We start from the raw sequence: 16,451 nt of genomic DNA on the forward strand, positions 1-16,451 counted from the left end.
GGCCCTCAGTTCAGGAGCCCTGAGCCGGCCGGGGGCCGCCGCCTCGGCTGCGGCGTGGCGAGCGGACCCGCGTGGTGGTGGACCATCTTCCATTGCCCGTCTTCGAGGACGAAGATGTTCGTCGCGCACAGGTGCGCAGGCGCGTCGCCGTTGGCCTCGAGGCACGTGACGAAGGCGAAGTCGCCGAACAGGCGCGCCACGGCGCCCTCGCAGCGCATGCGAGAGCCCGAGGTATTGCGCAGGATCTGGCTCCAGCTCTCGAGCACGCTGGCGCGCCCCGAGATCACCTGCATGCCGGGATGAGCGCAGGCCACGGGCGCCTGCTCGGCCCACAGCCGGCACATCGCCTGGTGATCCCCGGCGCGGAACGCCTCGTAAAACGCCTCGTTCGCGGCCAGGACGAGCCGCTTCGCTTCGACGCTCATGCAGCGACCATGCGCGCCGGCCAGCGCCGACGCAAGGACCAGGACGGCCGCCTGGTATGAACACGCCAGCCCGGGTCGGGGCGCCCGCGGGTCGGGGCGCCGCTAGGGGACGATCCGGCGCAGCACCTCGACCACCATGGGCAGCGTCGCCAGCGCGCCGAGCGTCGTGACGACCGCGGTGGCCGCGGCGAACTGGCCGTCGCAGCCGTACCGCGCGGCGACGATCACGGACACCATCGACGTCGGCATGGCGGACTGCAGGACCGCCACCTCGGACACGGGGCGCTCGAGGCCGAGCGCGATCGCGGCGCCGAGCGCGACCGCGGGGGCCAGGAGCAGCTTCACCGAGGCGACGGCGACGAGCGGCCGCACGCGGCCGCGGAGCGAGCGCAGGTCGAGGCTCAGGCCGAGCGCGAGGAAGACGAGGGTCGGGGTCGCGCTCCCGAGCGCGTCGAGCGCGCGTTCCACCCACGTCGGCAAGGGGATCGGCAGGACGTGGAGCGCGAGCCCGGCGGCGATCGACAGGACGTTGGGGTGCAGGAGCACCCGGAGCAGGCCGCGCGCGCCGGCGTCGCCGCCCGCGTCGCCGCCCGCGCCCATGCGCGCGGCGAGCGCGACGCCGAAGGTCCAGAGCATCAGCGTCGTGACGATGCTGTCGACGAGGATCGCCGTCCCCGCGGCGTCGCCCGCGCGCCCGTAGAGGGCGAGCACGACGGGGACGCCGAGGAACCCGGTGTTGGAGAAGCTGCCGACGAGGCCGGCAGCGCCCTGCGCGGCGCGCGGGAGCCCGAGCGCGCGCGCGACAGCGATGCCCGCGAGGGCGCACGCGAAGAGCGCGAGGGTCGAGGCGGCGACGCCGCCCCACGCGCCGTGGCCGATGCCGGAGCGGCGCAGCACGGAGACGATCAGCGCCGGCGTGGTGACGTCGATGACGAGCCGGTTCAGCGCGGCCGCGTCGGCCTGGCCCCCGCGGCCGAGCGCCCTCAGCAGCACGCCGACCCCGAGCACCGCGAAGAGGGCCAGGAGCTGAGAGATCAGGTCGCCTGATGGCACGGGCGGCTTGTAGCTCCGCGGCGCGCGACGTCCAGCGGTCTCGTCGCGCGGGCGGAGCGCGTCACGGCGCGCGTCGTCGCGCGGCCCCGTCGGGCGACCGCGGCGCCGGGCCGTTGTCGGCCGCGGCAGGGCAGCTCTCCGCGGTCTCGCCGCTGCAGCACTCGGCCTGGTTGGCGCCGAACCTGGGGCAGCGGCTGTTCACGCAGGCGGCGTGGCCGTGGATGTAGGCGAGGGGTGAGGTGCAGAGAGGGCAGCGCATGGAGGCGAAAGACGGGAGACGAAAGACGGGGGACGGATTGACGAGCTCCGGAGGCGCTCGCGCAGGCCGTCCCCTCCCCTCCTCAGGGCACGAGGTCCTTCACGGCCTGGATGACGGCCTGAGGATTCATGCCCAGCCGCTCCATCACCATGTCGCCGGGGGCGCTCGTGCCGTAGCGATCGATGCCCAGCGCGATCCCCTTCGACCCGACCCACTGGTGCCATCCGAAGGTGACGCCCGCCTCGAGGGACACGCGCCGGGTACAGGCCGCCGGCAGCACGGCCTCGCGGTAGCCGCGGTCCTGGCGCAGGAACCGCTCGACGCAGGGCATCGACACGACGCGGACGCCGCCGCCGAGCTCCTTCGCGGCAGCGACCGCGTGCTGCACCTCGCTGCCCGTCGCGATCAGGATGGTCTCGAGCGCCGCCGTCTCCTTGACCAGCACGTAGGCGCCGCGCCGGACGCCCTCGCGCTTCACGGCGGCGTCGCCCGGCAGGAACGGCACGGCCTGCCGCGTGAGCGCGAGGACGGTCGGCCCGTCGGTGCGCTCCAGCGCGGCGATCCACGCGCCGGCCGTCTCCTCGGCGTCGGCCGGCCGGATGACGTCGAGATCGACGATGGCGCGCAGCCCGGCCACGGTCTCGACGGGCTGGTGCGTCGGACCGTCCTCGCCCACGCCCACCGAGTCGTGCGTGAAGATGTAGATGACCGGCAGGTGCGACAGCGCGGCCAGGCGGATGCTCGGCCGCAGGTAGTCGGCGAACACGAGGAACGTCGCGCCGCTCGGGCGCAGGCCGCCGTGGTAGGCGATGCCGTTCATGATCGCGCCCATCCCGTGCTCGCGGATGCCGGCGCGGATGTTGCGGCCACCCCAGTGCTCCGGATCGAAGTCGGTGCTCGACGCGATGTAGTTGAACGTCGAGCCGTAGAGGTCGGCGCTCGACCCGATGAGCGCGGGCACCGCCTCGGCGACCGCCTGCAGCACGGTCTCGCCGGCCTTGCGCGTCGCGACCTTGGTGCCGGCGGCGAAGGCGGGGACGCGCGCGTCGAGGTCCGCGGGCACCTTCCTCGAGGTGCCCTCCTCGAGCTGCCGGGCGAGCTCCGGGTTCTTCTCGCGCCAGGCCTGGAAGGTCGACTCCCACGCCGCGCGCGCCTTGCCGAGCTCCTCCTTGCGCTTCGCGAAGAACTGCTTGACCTCCTCGCTCACGTAGAAGTGCTCCGGGGGCAGCCCCAGGGCCTTGCGCGCCTGGTCGACGAACTTCGCGCCGCCCTCGCCGTGGGCCTTCTGGGTGCCGGCGACCTCGGGGATCCCCTTGCCGATCAGCGTGTGGACGATGACGAACTTCGGCTTCCCGCTCTTCGACGCGCGCGCCTGGCTGAGCACCTTGTGCACGGCCTCGAGGTCGTTGCCCTGCTCGACGCGGAGCACCTCGAAGCCGTAGGCCTCGAAGCGCTTGCCGGTGTCCTCGCTCTGGGTCTTCACGGCCATCGCGTCGAGGGTGACGTCGTTGGCGTCGTAGATGAGGATCAGGTTGTCGAGCTTGAAGTGCCCGGCGAAGGAGGCCGCCTCGGCGGCCACGCCCTCCTGGAGGCAGCCGTCGCCGGCGAGGCAGTAGACCTTGAGGTCGAAGACCGTGTGCTCCTTCGTGTTGTACCGGGCGGCCAGCATCTTGGCGGCCACCGCGTGCCCCACCGCGTTGCCCACGCCCTGCCCGAGCGGGCCCGTCGTCGCCTCCACGCCCTCGGTGTAGTGGTACTCCGGGTGGCCGGGCGTCTTCGACTCCCATTGCCGGAAGCGGCGGATGTCGTCGATGGAGACCGGGTACCCCGCGAGGTGCAGCCAGCCGTACAGGAACATGCTGCCGTGGCCGGCGGACAGGATGAAGCGGTCGCGGTTCAGCCAGTGCGGTTCGCTCGGATCGTGGCGGAGGAGGTCGCCATAGAGGACGGCCCCGATCTCGGCGGCCCCGAGCGGCAGGCCGAGGTGACCGGACGAGCAGGCGTGGACGGCGTCCATGGCGAGGCCGCGGGCCATCGTGCACGCGGCGGCGAGCTTGGCAAAATCAGGCATGGCGCGCACTCTAACCTACTTCGCCTCGAAACGCGCCCCTTCGCTCACCTTGCCCCTGGTGCCCACGGCGCCTGGCCTGCCCGGGCGCTCCGCCGCGCGCGGTGCTCCGGAGGCGGTCCGGTCGCCTCGCCGGGACCGAGATCGGCGCTCCGGGGGCGGTTCGACCGCCTTTCCAGATCGAGAGCGATGCTCAGGGGGCGGTTCGACCGCCCTTCCACGACCGAGAGCGATGCTCGGGGGCGGTTCGACCGCCCTTCCACGACCGAGAGCGATGCTCGGGGGGCGGTTCGACCGCCCTTCCACGACCGAGAGCGATGCTCCGGGGCATGGCGGTCGTCGCACCTGCCGCGATGAGGCCTCTCCAGGCAGGCTCCGGGACGGGCGCCACGTCGGCTCGTCACGGCGCCCCCCTGGATCGCGGCTCCCTGTCCCTGCTCATCGATCGATCGGCCTGCAATCGGAGCCGTCCTCTTTCACGAAGACCCTGTGCTCCTCCGGCGGCTCCTCCGCGAACGACATCCAGTCGCTTCGATCGTAATCCTGAGTGAAGTCCTCCGCGCAGATCTGCCCGTCACTGCCGACGTCGATCATGACCGAGAAGTAGAACTTCGCGTCCTCGCGCTCGACCGGCCCGAACCCCTGCTCGATCCGCGTGTGGGGCTCCTCCGGGATGTCGAGTTCGAGCTCGACGGGCAGCGCCTCGACATCGAACGTGTAGCGCGCCACCGCCGTGGCGCTCGCGTCAGCAACGTGACTATCGTAGCCCCACAGCGTCACGTGCGCCGTGGCTGGTTGGCCCAGCGCCAGGGGCTCGTGATCGAGCGTGAGACTCGTGCCCGCGCTGCCCGTGACCGTCTCACCACACCCGAGCAGCGCCAGTCCGACAATGATCCATGCGCAATGAATTCTCATCTCATGTCCTTTCTTCGGTCGTCTTTCCCGAACTGCTTCCGCGGATGCAGGTGGACCGGCGCAGCGGGGTGGATGTCCTATCCGATATCGAAGACGCCCGCGAAGTACCAGACGGACACGGGTTCAAGCACGTTGCCAACGGCGCCCGTCGCCGACTGATGTCGACCAGACGGCCGGACGCGCCTCTGCCGCGGCGCTCCGAGCAGCGCGCTGGAGTCGCTGACAGCCTCTGAACGACGGGCCCCGTCGCGTACGTCCAGGCCCTGTGACCGCCTGGAGACACGCCACGGTGGGTCCACGGCGGCGACGTGATCGCGCCATTCCGACACCGCGCTCCAGGACATCCGACATGCGTTGCCAGAGCGCTGGCGCCTGAAAGCTGCTTGGCGCGCCGAGACGGAGTTGCCCCTCCTTGACCGTGCTGCCGGCCCCGAGTATGCGGGCCTTGTGCCCGCCGCGTCGCCTCCACGAGGGAGACGGCGTCGCCCGCGCGCCACCTCCCCTTCCGATCGCGAATCGGCCCGATCGTGGCGCAGAGTCCATCCATCGACACACAACTTGCGTCTCGACGTGAGAATGGCGCAAGAGGGATTGATCCATCATGAAGAGCACTCGTCCATTCATCGAATGGGCCGCGGCCATCTGCCTTGGAGCTGCCCTGGGGCTCCCTGGTACGAGCCACGCCGCGGCTGGGCCCATCGACGCTTCCGACATCGACGTCACAGAGCTCACGATCGCGGAGATCAGGTGGGCCTACGCGACCAGGCGTTACACCGCAGAGGCCTTGACGCAAGCGTACCTCGACAGGATCGACCAGTACGAGGCGTCCTACAACGCCTTCACGTTCCTGAACCCGAACGCGCTCGAAGAGGCGCGCGCGATCGACAGGCGGCGAAGGAGGGGAGAGCGGCTCGGCCCGCTGGCGGGGATCCCCGTCGTCATCAAGGAGTCGATGGACTTCGTCGGATCGCCGTCGACGTCGGGCTGGGCGCCCCTCAGCTCCGCGGCGGGCGGCGTCGATCTGTTCCCGATCAGGAACGCCGTGGTCGTCGAGCGGCTGATCGAGGCGGGCGCCATCATCCTCGGGAAGACCAACATCCCGGCGTTCAGCGACGACGGCACCCGCGCGAACAGCAGCTGGGCAGGCCCCACCTACAACGCCGTGGACAGGGACCTGGCGCCGGGGGCGAGCAGCAGCGGGACGGCGACGGCGGTGGCCGCGAACTTCGCGGTGCTGGGCCTCGCGGAGGAGACGGGGGGCTCCATCCAGAACCCGGCGGGCGCGCAGAGCCTCGTCGGCGTGAAACCGACGTTCGCCCTCGTCCCCACGACGGGCATCGTGCCTCTGGCGGGCAGCACGAGGGACGTGGCAGGGCCCATCGCGAGGACCGTCCTCGACGCCGCCCTGGTGATGGACGTCCTCACCGGATACAGCGCGGAGGATCCCAAGACGAGCGCTTCCCAAGGGCACCTCCCCCGCCATGGATACACGAGCGAGCTGAGCCGGACCGCCCTCCGCGGGAAGCGGATCGGGCTGTATGGCCCGGGGTGGCGCCTCAGCGACCTGTCACCGGAGACGCAGGCTCTCTACGAGAGGACCATCGAGGAGCTCGAGATCCAGGGCGCGACCGTCGTCGAAGATCCGTTCGCCGGGAGCGGCTTCGCCGAGCTGGCGTTGCCCGGTGAGCCCTACGATTTCCGAGGCACCGAGTCCGCTGCCCACGACTTCCAGAGCTACCTCGGCGGGCTGACGTTCAACGGTGACGTGGTCGGCACGATCGATGAGCTGACGCTCATCACAGGGATCTCGCCGTTCCAGCCGGACGGCGGTCCGCTGTCCTGGTACGCCGACGCGCTCCCCGTGCTGGCGGACTCGCTGCTGCACCCCGAGGATCTGCCCGATCTCTCCGACTTCTGGGCCCTGCGAGGCCAGTACCTGAGCATCTTCGACGCCGTGATGGCGGCGCACGATCTGGATGGCCTCGCGTTTCCGCAGACGTACGAGGAGGTCCCCGCGCTGTTCAGCAGCGCCACCTACGCCGCGACCACGGAGTCGGCGATCAACATCGCCGGGTTGCCCGGGGTCGTCGTGCCCGCCGGCCAGTACAGCAGCGGCGCCCCCTTCGGCCTGATCTTCGTCGGCCCGCTGTGGAGCGAGGCCCGCCTGCTCGGCTTTGCTTACGATTACGAGCGGGCGACGCGTCACAGGATCGAGGCTGTGCTGACGCTGTAGCGGGCGCGCGGCGCGCGGCGCTGCGTGGCGGGCCAGGAAACGGCACGAGCCCAGGGCCGAGCGCGGGGGGCGCTCGCGGTCCCTGGGCTCGGGCTCGCGACGTTCGTCAGGTGGAGGCTAGTTCGAGCGGGTCGTCGGGTACCTGTAGAAGCTCTGCGCCCACTCGATGGTCCAGATCGTCGGCTCCACGTACACGTTCTTGTCCGTGCCGAGGATCATCCCCTGCTTGATCTTCGCCATCGCCGACAGGAAGATCTTGCGGTCGTCCTCCATCCGCGGCCGCATCACGGTCGAGGGCGGGTAGAGCTCCTTGACCTGCTCCACGACCGCCGGGTCGTCGATCCACCCGTCGACCCCGTGCTCGCCCTTCGGGAGGCGCGAGCCGCCAGCGTCCAGCCAGTCGCGCAGATCGTTGCTGCCGCGGTTCATGCCGTCGGCGTGGCAGCCGATGCACGAGCTGCCGACGTTCAGGCGGCGGTCCGGGCTGGCGAAGCCCACCAGGCTGTTGATCGCCGCGTCCGAGGCGTCCCGGGCGATGCGCGGATCACGCACGATGTTGACGAAGGCGTCGACGCGGCGCTGGTTGAAGCCGCCCCACAGGGCGTATGCCTGCAGGCCGTTCGGCAGGTTCCAGATGGCCTCCTCCGCCGACTGCTGGAGCCCGTCGGTGCCGGTGTAATAGCGGCAGTTCAGGAAGCCGCTGCCGCCGTAGCTCGGCTGCCCGTCGCACCCCTCCGGCTCCGTGCCCTGGGGCTGCGCCAGGGTCGCGATGAAGCTGTAGTTGCTCGCCGAGCCGCCGAGGCCCGTCCCGCTGATGAACTTCGGGACGGGGTGCGCCCAGAACGGGAACCGGATCTGACCGGTCTCGTACGCCTGCTCGATCGTGGTCACGCCGCCGTCGAGCTGGCCGGTGAAGACGTCCCACGTCTTCCAGTAGAAGCCGCCGCTCTTCGTCCGCGCCCGGTAGTACATGCGGGAGTCGACCGTGATGGCCTGCTTCGTGAGCATGTACTCGTACGACTTCATCCCCTGATCCCGGATGACGCCGATCTCGGCCTCGAGGTCCTGCGCGTACCACGGGATCGCCATGATGGCGTTGTACACGTCAGGGCGGGTCAGCGTGTAAACGAGCTGGCTCGCCTCGATGTAGTCCGCCTTGAAGCCGTTGGTGTTCTTCGGCAGCACCGCGCTGTCCGTCGCGCCCTCCACGTTGCCGGCGAGGACGCGCCCCCAGACCAGCTTCGCGAAGCTCGTGTCCCTCTGGACCTCGGCGGTGTACCGGTACTTCTCCCTGAACGTCACGTCGGAGCCGACCGGCTCACCGAGGTAGTTGACCGTGGTCCTCCCGAAGAAGACGTCGTCGTCCGACCCGCCGAAGTGGAGCTTCGTGACGCCCTTGTTGTAGCCCCAGTAATCGCGGGTATCGAAGCGGTAGACGATGCCCTTGCCGTTGATGTCCACCGGGTTCACGATCCGCGGAGCCCAGCGCGCGACCGAGTTCAGGGCCTTCGACAGCCCCACGCGGGCCACGTTCATCTCCTCCGCGCTGACGCCCTTGTTGTGGAGCTCGTGCAGCGAGGCGTACTTGATGAACTCCGCGTCGGCCGCGGCGACGGTGGCCTTGTCCGTCGCGACCCACGCCTTGACCTGGTCCTCGGTGACCTTCTCGGCCGCCGCGACGGGGCGCGGGGTCGCCGGCAGGGTCGGCGCGACGGCGTTGGCCCACGCCGTGACGGCGTTGAGCATCTGCGTGTTCGCGTCCCTGCAGCTCGACCCGAAGCAGTTGTGCCTGTCGATGCCCATCCGGACGACGAGCTTCGAGTCCGCGGGCTTCCTGAAGTTGACGCGCGTGAGCGCGTACTGGTGCGCCAGCGCCGGATCGGCGTCGGCGTGCATGGGCGACTGGGCCTTGCCCGCCGAGCCGTGGCAGCCCGAGCAGTTCGCCGTCAGGATCGGGTAGACCGTCGTCTTGAAGGCCTCGAGCGACGTGGCCATGTTGAAGTCGTTCGGGAGGCAGACGGCCTCGACGTTCAGGCCCCCCTTGCCGTCCGGGAGCTGGCTGTAGCCGAGCCCGCACCCTCCAGGCGGGGCGACCCCCACCTCGCCCTCGCCGGTGAAGCCACCGCTGCCGCCGCCGCCACCCGCGCCGCCGGCACCGCCGGCGCCGCCCGCGCCGCCAGTGCCGCTGCTGGAGCTGCTGGTCGTGGTCGTCGTGGTGGTCGTCGTCGAGGTCGTCGTGGTCGAGGTCGTCGTCGTGGTGCTGCTGCTCGAGCCGCCCCCCACGGTCCTGAGCGAGAACTTCTGGTTGTCGCCGTTCGCCCAGCCCCACTGCTGGAGGCGGGCGCCGTCCGCCGTCGATCGGCCCGTGACGTCGAGCACCTTGCCGCTGCTCCGGATATTGATCCGCTGGACGCCGGTGGCGACATCGGCGAACTGGAATTGCTGGTTCGTGCCGGAGGTGCAGGCGGACGGGACGATGGCGGCGCCGTTCGCTGTCGACGAGCCGCTGACCCCGAGGCAGGTGTTGCCGTCCACGCTCTTGATCCGGAAGTAACCGCCGCCGGCGTCCTCGGCGCGGAACTGCTGTTGCCTCGCGCCGCTGGTGCAGGTGGCGATCACCGCGTTCCCGCCCCGGATCTCCACGCACTTGTTGCTCTGCCGGCCGACGAGCGTGTAGGTCGCGCCCGGATCGATCATGACGGCGCTCTCGAGCACGCCGCCCTCTTCGCTGTCGTACTCGTCCGTGACGCCGACGCAGGAGACGGCGAGAAGGCCCGTCCCGGCGGCAAGCAAGACACGCCTGGATGCGAATCTCATGTGATTCTCCTCGTTAAGTGAGCTAATAAAAATCTATCTGTCTGCAGCTCTACGCTGGCCCTGCGTCGACCGGGAGCGCTCGCCGCGCGATGCTTGCCCCCGAGGGATGGCCCCGTGGCCATCGTCGTGCCGGTGAATCTCAACCACGAGATGCGCTGAGCGGGTAGGCTCGTTCGGTGCGCGATCAGGCACCGCGACGAAGGTGATTCTTGTTCCAACTCACCTGGCCGGTCAAGACAATCATGTTGCCCGTCAAGACAATCGTGCATTTTGCGCGAGGCCCTGACGATTACGAAATCACAACAACGGCAGTCGTCGTGTGATGTCTGGTGGCGCAATATCCGACACGAACCCGAGCCTCGGCACGCGCCGTCGCCCGTGGCAGTGAACTGGTTAAGTCTCGCCTGAATTCGATACGCCGCAATGCCCACTGGATCGTCCGGCGACCAGGTCGCCGCATGCCTGAATTCCTTCAGAATTCCAGGCTGATCGGTTCCATGGGGTGGTGTCGAGACGGGCGTGGTTCGAGGCGCCAGGGCGAGGAGGACACCCGGAGAAGAATTTGACGCCAGGACCCGGCCGGATCCGCCGGTGTGCTCGGAAGAATCCGCCTGGTGCGTCCTGATGAGTCAGCCAGCGAGACGAACCGGGCAGTCGTCACTCGGTCGCAAAATAAATGTCGATGATCGAGATCAAGGAGCCCGTGGAAGGGAATTACCAGGGTTTCACGGTCCAACATCCAACACGGCGGCTTCGGGTGAACACAGGCGACCTGAGCCGGCGCTCCATCACGTCATCGGCGACCCGTGACGTCACCTGTTGTCGAGGGTGACGGCGCGGCTCAGCACACCGGTGAGCGCGACGATCGCGGCAGTGCGAGGCAACGGGCCAGTCGGCGCGAGCTCGCGCGCTAGCGCTGCGGCGCGCGGGGCCACAGCATGATCGCCGCCCCGAGCAGACAGATCGCCGCCCCGATCCAGTCCCGACGATCGGGGAGCTTCCCGTCGATGCCCCAGCCCCACAGCATGGAGAGCGCGATGAACACGGCGCCGTACGCGGCATAGACGCGGCCGAACGGGTGCTCTGCCGCCTGCATCGTGGGGACGACGCCGTAGGCGGCGAGCGCGACGAACCCGGCGATGCCGAGGAGCGCGTGGCGCTGGTCGCGCAGCCAGATCCAGACGAGGTACCCGCCGCCGATCTCGAGGAGACCCGCGGCGAGGAACAGGAGCGCGGCCCGCATGCGCCGAGCCTATCAGGAGGGCGGCGGCCCGGCGGCCCTCGCGCGCTCGCGGACCCGTGGTACGCTCCGCCGGCACGTGGTCCGATGTCGAGAGCGAGGCGCGGCAGCGCCGCCGGGCGGCAAGCCGGCCGCGGACGTGACCCGCGACGAGGCGCCGGCCGACGGGACCAAGGTCAAGCTCAGGACCAGGGACACGGCCCGGCTCGCCGGCATCGTCACGGCGAAGGCCGTCGAGCGGCAGGGCGGCGGGATCCCTGCGACCGTCAGGATCGTCTACGACGCGCTCGAGGTCGCCGAGATCAACGCCCGCGCCCCGGGCGTGGGTAAGAAGCTCTTCGTGGACGTGGGATCCGAGGTCGAGAAGGGCGCGCCGCCCGCGGTCATCGACAGCGCCGACGTGGGCGCGAGCGCCGGCGGCCGGGCGGCGCGCAGCGGGCCAACATGTTCGGCCGGGCGCGCATCCTCGCCCCCGCGCGCGCCGCGGTCCTGGTGCCGCGCGCCGCGCCGCCTGCCGATCGACGCGTTCCCTCCGGCCTTGCCCCCGGCGGCGGAGTAGGCCGTGCGCGTGCCTGCTCGTCTCCGCGCGTTCGGCGGCGCCGCGGGCGTCCTGATGCTCCTCCAGGCGCTGGCCGTGGGCCTCTACTGGGCCGTGGAGCACGGCCGCGGGGCGGCGCGGCCGGGGCGCCCGTTCGAGCACGAGCAGCTCTCCGGCGCCGAGCCCGCGCCCGACGAGGCGCTCGCGCGGCCGGACGGGAGCGAGCTGCGCCTGAGCTCGCTGCGCGGGCGGGCCGTGCTGCTCCACGTCTGGGCGACCTGGTGCGCGCCGTGCCGCGCCGAGCTCCCCGCTCTGCTCGATCTGGGCCGGGAGCTCCAGCGGAGCGGGCAGGTCCAGCTCGTGGCCGTGAGCGTCGACGAGAGCTGGGACGTCGTGCGCGCCTTCTTCGACGGCGACGTGCCGCCCGAGGTCGTGCGGGCCGGCTCGCCCGCGCTCGCGCGGCGGCTCGGGGTCTCGACGCTGCCCGACACGTTCCTCGTGCGCCCGGACGGCAGCCTGGCGCTCCGGTTCACGGGCGCGCGCGACTGGCGCGCGCCGGAGGCGAAGCTGCTGCTGGCCGGACAGGCGTGGACGGGACCTGGAGCGCCGGACGCGCCGCCGCGCTGAACGGCGCGTCCGGACGGCGACGTGCGGCGGCGACGAACGCTGCGCGGGGCTGGCAGGACGAACGTCGGGCGACTGGCGTGGACCTGGCCGATCGTCGGATCTCGAAATGAACGCTGCCGGGATCCGTAAACCCGATCGGGCATGGCGAGATGCGCCCCGGACCTTGCTGCGGCCTGCTTCCTCCGGCAGGCTGGAGGCATGACGTCCCTCGCCTTCGCGATGCCGGCGGAGATCGTCGACCCGAGCGTCGTCGCCCCGCCGGGCGATCTGGACAGCAACGAGCCGCCCATGGAGAGCTATCAGCACCTCATCCAGATGCTCCTGCTGCTCGAGAGCCTGGAGCTCTTCTGGAAGGAGCGGACTGACTATTTCGCGGCGGGCAATCTGACGATCTACTTCAGCCCTCGTCAGCTCGAATCGGAGCATTTCCGGGGTCCGGATTTCTTCGTCGTGCTCGGCACCGAGCGGAGACCGCGCAAGAGCTGGGTCGTCTGGGAGGAGGACGGCCGGTATCCGAACGTGATCGTGGAGGTGCTCTCGGAGAGCACCGCGAGCATCGATCGCGGCCTCAAGAAGCAGACTTACCAGGATGTCTTCCGGACGCCGGACTACTTCTGGTTCGATCCACAGACGCTCGAGCTCTCGGGCTTCCACCTCGTCGACGGGCAGTATCAGCCGCTCTCCCCCGACGCCTCTGGCCGCCTCTGGAGCGCGCAGCTCGGGCTCTTTCTGGGCGTGGAGAAAGGGCAGCTCCGCTTCTTCACCCCCGCGGGAGAGCTCGTGCCGGCTGGCCAGGAGCTCGCCCAGCGGGCCGAGGCCGCGGAGCAGCGGGCCGAGTCCGCGGAGCAACGGGCAGCGCGGCTGGCGGAGAAGCTCCGGGAGCTCGGCGTCGATCCCGACACGTTGAAGTGACGCCCACGCCCACGCCCCTCGCCCGAAGCAGCGCGGGCGCTGAAGGGCGCTGACGTACGGCGGCCCGCGCGCGGCGCGATCGGGCTCTCGGGCAGCGACGCGGTCGTGCTCGCGTCGCGCCGCGCGCGCTGCGGCGTCCGTCCCTGCGTGACAGCGTCGATCGGCGTTCGTTATGCTCGCCGGCCGGCCCGGGGAGGGCAAACGTACATGGCGACGAAGAGCTTTTTCGATGACGACGCGCGAGCAAGGGTGAAGACGACCGTCGCCGCGATCGAGCGGCAGACGTCGGCCGAGATCGTGGTGGCCGTGCGCCCGCGCTCAGGCCATTACCGACAGGCCGACTACCTCGCGGGCGCGATCACGGGCTTCGTCGCGCTCCTTCTGCTGCTGTTCCTGCCACAGTCGTTCACCGTCGACACCATGCCGCTCGACGTGCTCGGCGCCTTCGCGATCGGCGCGGTGCTCAGCGCCAACGCCTCGCCGCTGCGGAGGCTGCTCCTCCCGCGCAAGCTCCTCGACGACAGCGTGAGGACCGCGGCGCGCGCGTCCTTCGTGGACTGCGGGGTGAGCCGGACCGAGGGGCGGAGCGGCGTGCTCGTCTTCGTCTCCACGTTCGAGCGGCGGGTCGCGGTCGTCGCCGACGTCGGCGTCGAGGCCGCGCAGCCCGGCGAGGCCTATGAGCAGGCCGTCCGCGCCCTGGAGGGGTCGCTCCGCGCCGGCCTCGATCCCGATCGGTTCCTCGCCGCGCTCGAGGCGCTCGGCCCCGCTCTCTCCGCGGCGCTCCCGCGGGCCGTGCAGGACGTGAACGAGCTCTCCGACGACCTGGATGTGGCCGCATGAGCATCTCACGCCGACGCACGCGCCCCGTCCTGCTCGCGCTCCTCCTCGCCGCCGGCCTCGCCGCGCCCGTCGCGGAGGGGCGGCCGGGCGGCGGCAACACCTTCCGCAGCTCCAGCTCCTCGTCGACGTCGCGATCGTCCTCGTCGTCCTCGTCGCCGTCGCGCTCGTCGCCCTCGTCGCCGTCGCGCTCATCGACCTCGTCGCCGTCCTGGTCCTCGACGCCCTCGCGCCCGTCGACGTCGTCGCCGTCCTGGTCCTCGACGCCCTCGCGCCCGTCGACCTCGTCGCCCGTGTCGCCGTACGCTTCCGACTCGACGTCGTATTCGTCATATTCGTCGTCCACGCTGGACCTCGATCGCGATCGCCCGTCACTGTTCGCCCTCTTCTTCGAGTCCAGGCGGGGCACTCTCCTCCTGGGTGGTCTGCTCGTCGGCTTCGGCCTCCTCGTCTATCGCCACCAACGCAAGACGCAGCAGAGCCCCGCCTGGGCGACGATGGTGCCCGCCGCCTCTCTGTCGCTGCCTGTCCCTCCTCGGCCGCCGCCCGTCTCCATGCGCAAGCGCCTCGAGGCGCTGCGCGCCCACGATCCGGCCTTCTCGCTCGTCCTCTTCGAGGATTTCCTCTACGCGCTGTACGCCCGCGCGCACGAGGCGCGGGGCGCCGGCGAGCTCGATCAGCTCTCGCCCTACCTCTCCGAGAGCGCGAGGTGCGCGATCTCGGGCCCTCCGCTCCGCGAGGTCAAGGCGATCGTGATCGGATCGTTCGAGATCGCCGGCGTCGAGCAAACATCGTCCTACGTTCGGGTCACCGTCGAGTTCACCTCCAACTACACCGAGGTGCGGCCCGACGGCTCGGAGCAGAGCTACTGGGCGGCGGAGTCATGGCACCTTGTGCGCCGCCGCGTCGCGCGATCGCGCCCGCCCGAGAAGGCGCGCATCATCGGCTGCCCCAACTGCGGCGCCCCGCTCTCGGCACTGCGCGGCGACCGCTGCTCGTACTGCGGCCAGATCGTCGACACCGGCGAGCTCGACTGGCGGGTGGAGCGCATCGTGGAGATGGATAAAGAACGGCGGGGACCGCAGCTCACCGGCAACACCGAGGAGCAGGGGACCGATCTCCCCACGATCATTGATCCCGACGCGAAGTCACGCCTCGAGGCGCTCTCCGGCCGCGACCCAGGCTTCGCCTGGTCCACCTTCCAGGGGCGGATCCAGGTCATCTTCGACCAGCTCCAGATCGCGTGGTCGTCGCGGGAGTGGAAGCACGCCCGGCCCTTCGTCAGCGACAGCCTCTTTCAGACGCAGCTCTACTGGATGGAGACGTACAGGAAGCAGAGGCTCCGCAACATCACCGAGGACGCTCGGATCGTCTGGGTGCAGATGGCGAAGATCACCTCGGACGCGTACTACGACGCCGTCACGGTGCGCGTCCACGCGACCGGCCTCGATTACACGATCGACGAGACGACGGGCAAGGTCGTCTCCGGAAGCCGGGAGCGCAACCGCGACTACACCGAGTACTGGACGCTGATCCGCGGCTCGAGCCGCACCGGCGCGCCCAGGGCGACGCTCGCTTGCCCGAACTGCGGCGCGCCGCTCGACGTGACCATGGCGGGCAACTGCGCCCATTGCAGCGCCAAGGTGACCTCGGGCGAGTTCGACTGGGTCCTCAGCCGGATCGAGCAGGACGAGGCCTATCGCGGCTGAGCTCGCAGTCTTGCGCCCCGGCGTGGCGCCCCCCCCGCGCTCTTCTCCATCGACGGCTCCTCCCGGCCTTGGTACGACGGCCCGCCGGAGCGCGGCTCGCTTCCGCGTCGCTCCAGCCCTTGCTCGGGAGGACCGATGTCCGACATGCTCGTCAACCTGCTCAAGCTGCCGCCGCTCGACCCCGTGATCGAGGCCTTGCGGCGGGACTCCGTCGTCGTACGGCGGGCGACGCCGTCCGAGATCACGCCCGTCCGGCGGTTCGTCGAGCGGCACTTCACGCCGGCGTGGGCCGACGAGATCAGCGTCGCATATGCGAACAAGCCTGTCAGCGTGTACCTCGCGATCCGCGGAGGCGAGGTGATCGGCTTCTCCGCTTACGAGTGCACCCGGCGCGCCTTCTTCGGCCCCACCGGCGTCGCCGAGCACGAGCGGGGCAAGGGGGTCGGTCGCGCCCTGCTGCTCGCCTCCCTGCACGGTCTCGCGCAGATGGGGTATGCCTACGGCATCATCGGCGGCGTCGGCCCCGCCGATTTCTATGCGCGCGCGGTCGGCGCGACGCTCATCCCGGACTCCACGCCGGGAGTCTACGCTGACCCGCTGAACGACACGGCGCCGCACGACAGCGCGAGGCCGCCTGGCTAGCGCGTGCGGCTGTCAGGGCTGCGGCGAGAGAGAGCGCGCGCCGGCGTGCAGGCGGGCGCGGCCGCGTCGCAGAGCCCGCCCCATCGCCGGCGCGGCGCCCCGCCGCCCTCGGGCACCGCCTTGACGGACGCCGCGCCCTCGGGGAAGGTCCCCTCCCGAGCGCCCCTGGAGGTCAT

At 70.7% G+C, this 16,451-nt stretch carries 15 protein-coding genes; 7 read left to right on the top strand and 8 right to left on the bottom strand.

The features are described from left to right. Window positions 1–5: 5 nt before the first annotated feature. The 5 genes from WME96_RS20800 to WME96_RS20820 form a co-directional block, all read right to left on the bottom strand. Window positions 6–425 (bottom strand): nuclear transport factor 2 family protein, encoded by a 420-nt coding sequence (locus tag WME96_RS20800; RefSeq protein ID WP_437291830.1) that lies wholly within the window; start codon window positions 423–425, stop codon window positions 6–8. A gap of 102 nt (window positions 426–527) precedes the next feature. Next, window positions 528–1,478: an AEC family transporter gene (locus WME96_RS20805; protein ID WP_437291831.1), complete on the bottom strand. Its 951-nt coding sequence runs from the start codon at window positions 1,476–1,478 to the stop codon at window positions 528–530. A 61-nt stretch (window positions 1,479–1,539) separates the two neighbouring features. Continuing rightward, a complete protein-coding gene (locus WME96_RS20810; RefSeq protein WP_437291832.1) occupies window positions 1,540–1,737 on the bottom strand; it encodes a hypothetical protein in 198 nt (65 codons plus the stop codon). 82 nt (window positions 1,738–1,819) lie between these two features. Beyond that, on the bottom strand, window positions 1,820–3,808 hold the full coding sequence (gene tkt / locus WME96_RS20815) for a transketolase (RefSeq protein ID WP_437291833.1): 1,989 nt from the start codon (window positions 3,806–3,808) through the stop codon (window positions 1,820–1,822). 435 nt (window positions 3,809–4,243) lie between these two features. Further along, a complete protein-coding gene (locus WME96_RS20820) occupies window positions 4,244–4,720 on the bottom strand; it encodes a hypothetical protein (RefSeq protein ID WP_437291834.1) in 477 nt (158 codons plus the stop codon). A gap of 601 nt (window positions 4,721–5,321) precedes the next feature. On the opposite strand from WME96_RS20820, the gene WME96_RS20825 reads away from it, so the two are divergent. After that, window positions 5,322–6,953, top strand: coding sequence for an amidase (locus WME96_RS20825; RefSeq protein WP_437291835.1), 1,632 nt, complete (start codon window positions 5,322–5,324; stop codon window positions 6,951–6,953). A gap of 117 nt (window positions 6,954–7,070) precedes the next feature. Here the strand turns inward: WME96_RS20825 and WME96_RS20830 are convergent, their stop codons facing one another. Together WME96_RS20830 and WME96_RS20835 are read right to left on the bottom strand one after the other, a co-directional pair. After that, window positions 7,071–9,770 carry an RICIN domain-containing protein gene (locus WME96_RS20830; protein WP_437291836.1) on the bottom strand — a complete coding sequence of 900 codons (2,700 nt, stop codon included), beginning with the start codon at window positions 9,768–9,770 and terminating at the stop codon, window positions 7,071–7,073. 910 nt (window positions 9,771–10,680) lie between these two features. Beyond that, window positions 10,681–11,013, bottom strand: coding sequence for a YnfA family protein (locus WME96_RS20835; RefSeq protein ID WP_437291837.1), 333 nt, complete (start codon window positions 11,011–11,013; stop codon window positions 10,681–10,683). Here WME96_RS20835 and WME96_RS20840 point away from each other — a divergent pair. The 6 genes from WME96_RS20840 (at window position 11,012) to WME96_RS20865 (ending at window position 16,275) form a co-directional block, all read left to right on the top strand. Continuing rightward, on the top strand, window positions 11,012–11,569 hold the full coding sequence (locus WME96_RS20840; protein ID WP_437291838.1) for a hypothetical protein: 558 nt from the start codon (window positions 11,012–11,014) through the stop codon (window positions 11,567–11,569). The genes WME96_RS20835 and WME96_RS20840 overlap by 2 nt on opposite strands. 9 nt (window positions 11,570–11,578) lie before the next feature. Further along, a complete protein-coding gene (locus tag WME96_RS20845) occupies window positions 11,579–12,175 on the top strand; it encodes a TlpA family protein disulfide reductase (protein WP_437291839.1) in 597 nt (198 codons plus the stop codon). A 198-nt stretch (window positions 12,176–12,373) separates the two neighbouring features. Next, entirely contained in the window at window positions 12,374–13,087 is a 714-nt protein-coding gene (locus WME96_RS20850; protein ID WP_437291840.1) for a Uma2 family endonuclease, read from the top strand. Between the two features lie 207 nt (window positions 13,088–13,294). Next, a complete protein-coding gene (locus WME96_RS20855; protein ID WP_437291841.1) occupies window positions 13,295–13,927 on the top strand; it encodes a TPM domain-containing protein in 633 nt (210 codons plus the stop codon). Beyond that, window positions 13,924–15,633 (top strand): TIM44-like domain-containing protein, encoded by a 1,710-nt coding sequence (locus tag WME96_RS20860; RefSeq protein WP_437291842.1) that lies wholly within the window; start codon window positions 13,924–13,926, stop codon window positions 15,631–15,633. Before WME96_RS20855 ends, WME96_RS20860 begins: the two co-directional genes overlap by 4 nt. Before the next feature lie 135 nt (window positions 15,634–15,768). After that, a complete protein-coding gene (locus WME96_RS20865; RefSeq protein ID WP_437291843.1) occupies window positions 15,769–16,275 on the top strand; it encodes a GNAT family N-acetyltransferase in 507 nt (168 codons plus the stop codon). On the opposite strand, the gene WME96_RS20870 is transcribed toward WME96_RS20865, so the two are convergent. After that, window positions 16,272–16,451 (bottom strand): hypothetical protein, encoded by a 180-nt coding sequence (locus tag WME96_RS20870; RefSeq protein ID WP_437291844.1) that lies wholly within the window; start codon window positions 16,449–16,451, stop codon window positions 16,272–16,274. The two genes, WME96_RS20865 and WME96_RS20870, sit on opposite strands and share 4 nt — an antisense overlap.

It is taken from the genome of Sorangium sp. So ce406 (assembly GCF_051474675.1).
In the GTDB taxonomy this organism is placed as follows: Bacteria; Myxococcota_A; Polyangia; order Polyangiales; family Polyangiaceae; genus Sorangium; species Sorangium cellulosum_G.

What these genes read in the sequence shown, in the direction of transcription:
- WME96_RS20825 (WP_437291835.1), top strand. Translation starts at nt 5,322, where the DNA reads ATGAAGAGCACTCGTCCATTCATCGAATGGGCCGCGGCCATCTGCCTT.
- tkt (WP_437291833.1), bottom strand. Translation starts at nt 3,808, where the DNA reads ATGCCTGATTTTGCCAAGCTCGCCGCCGCGTGCACGATGGCCCGCGGC.
- WME96_RS20800 (WP_437291830.1), bottom strand. Translation starts at nt 425, where the DNA reads ATGAGCGTCGAAGCGAAGCGGCTCGTCCTGGCCGCGAACGAGGCGTTT.
- WME96_RS20820 (WP_437291834.1), bottom strand. Translation starts at nt 4,720, where the DNA reads ATGAGAATTCATTGCGCATGGATCATTGTCGGACTGGCGCTGCTCGGG.
- WME96_RS20810 (WP_437291832.1), bottom strand. Translation starts at nt 1,737, where the DNA reads ATGCGCTGCCCTCTCTGCACCTCACCCCTCGCCTACATCCACGGCCAC.
- WME96_RS20835 (WP_437291837.1), bottom strand. Translation starts at nt 11,013, where the DNA reads ATGCGGGCCGCGCTCCTGTTCCTCGCCGCGGGTCTCCTCGAGATCGGC.
- WME96_RS20830 (WP_437291836.1), bottom strand. Translation starts at nt 9,770, where the DNA reads ATGAGATTCGCATCCAGGCGTGTCTTGCTTGCCGCCGGGACGGGCCTT.
- WME96_RS20840 (WP_437291838.1), top strand. Translation starts at nt 11,012, where the DNA reads ATGCGCCGAGCCTATCAGGAGGGCGGCGGCCCGGCGGCCCTCGCGCGC.
- WME96_RS20870 (WP_437291844.1), bottom strand. Translation starts at nt 16,451, where the DNA reads ATGACCTCCAGGGGCGCTCGGGAGGGGACCTTCCCCGAGGGCGCGGCG.
- WME96_RS20850 (WP_437291840.1), top strand. Translation starts at nt 12,374, where the DNA reads ATGACGTCCCTCGCCTTCGCGATGCCGGCGGAGATCGTCGACCCGAGC.
- WME96_RS20865 (WP_437291843.1), top strand. Translation starts at nt 15,769, where the DNA reads ATGTCCGACATGCTCGTCAACCTGCTCAAGCTGCCGCCGCTCGACCCC.
- WME96_RS20860 (WP_437291842.1), top strand. Translation starts at nt 13,924, where the DNA reads ATGAGCATCTCACGCCGACGCACGCGCCCCGTCCTGCTCGCGCTCCTC.
- WME96_RS20855 (WP_437291841.1), top strand. Translation starts at nt 13,295, where the DNA reads ATGGCGACGAAGAGCTTTTTCGATGACGACGCGCGAGCAAGGGTGAAG.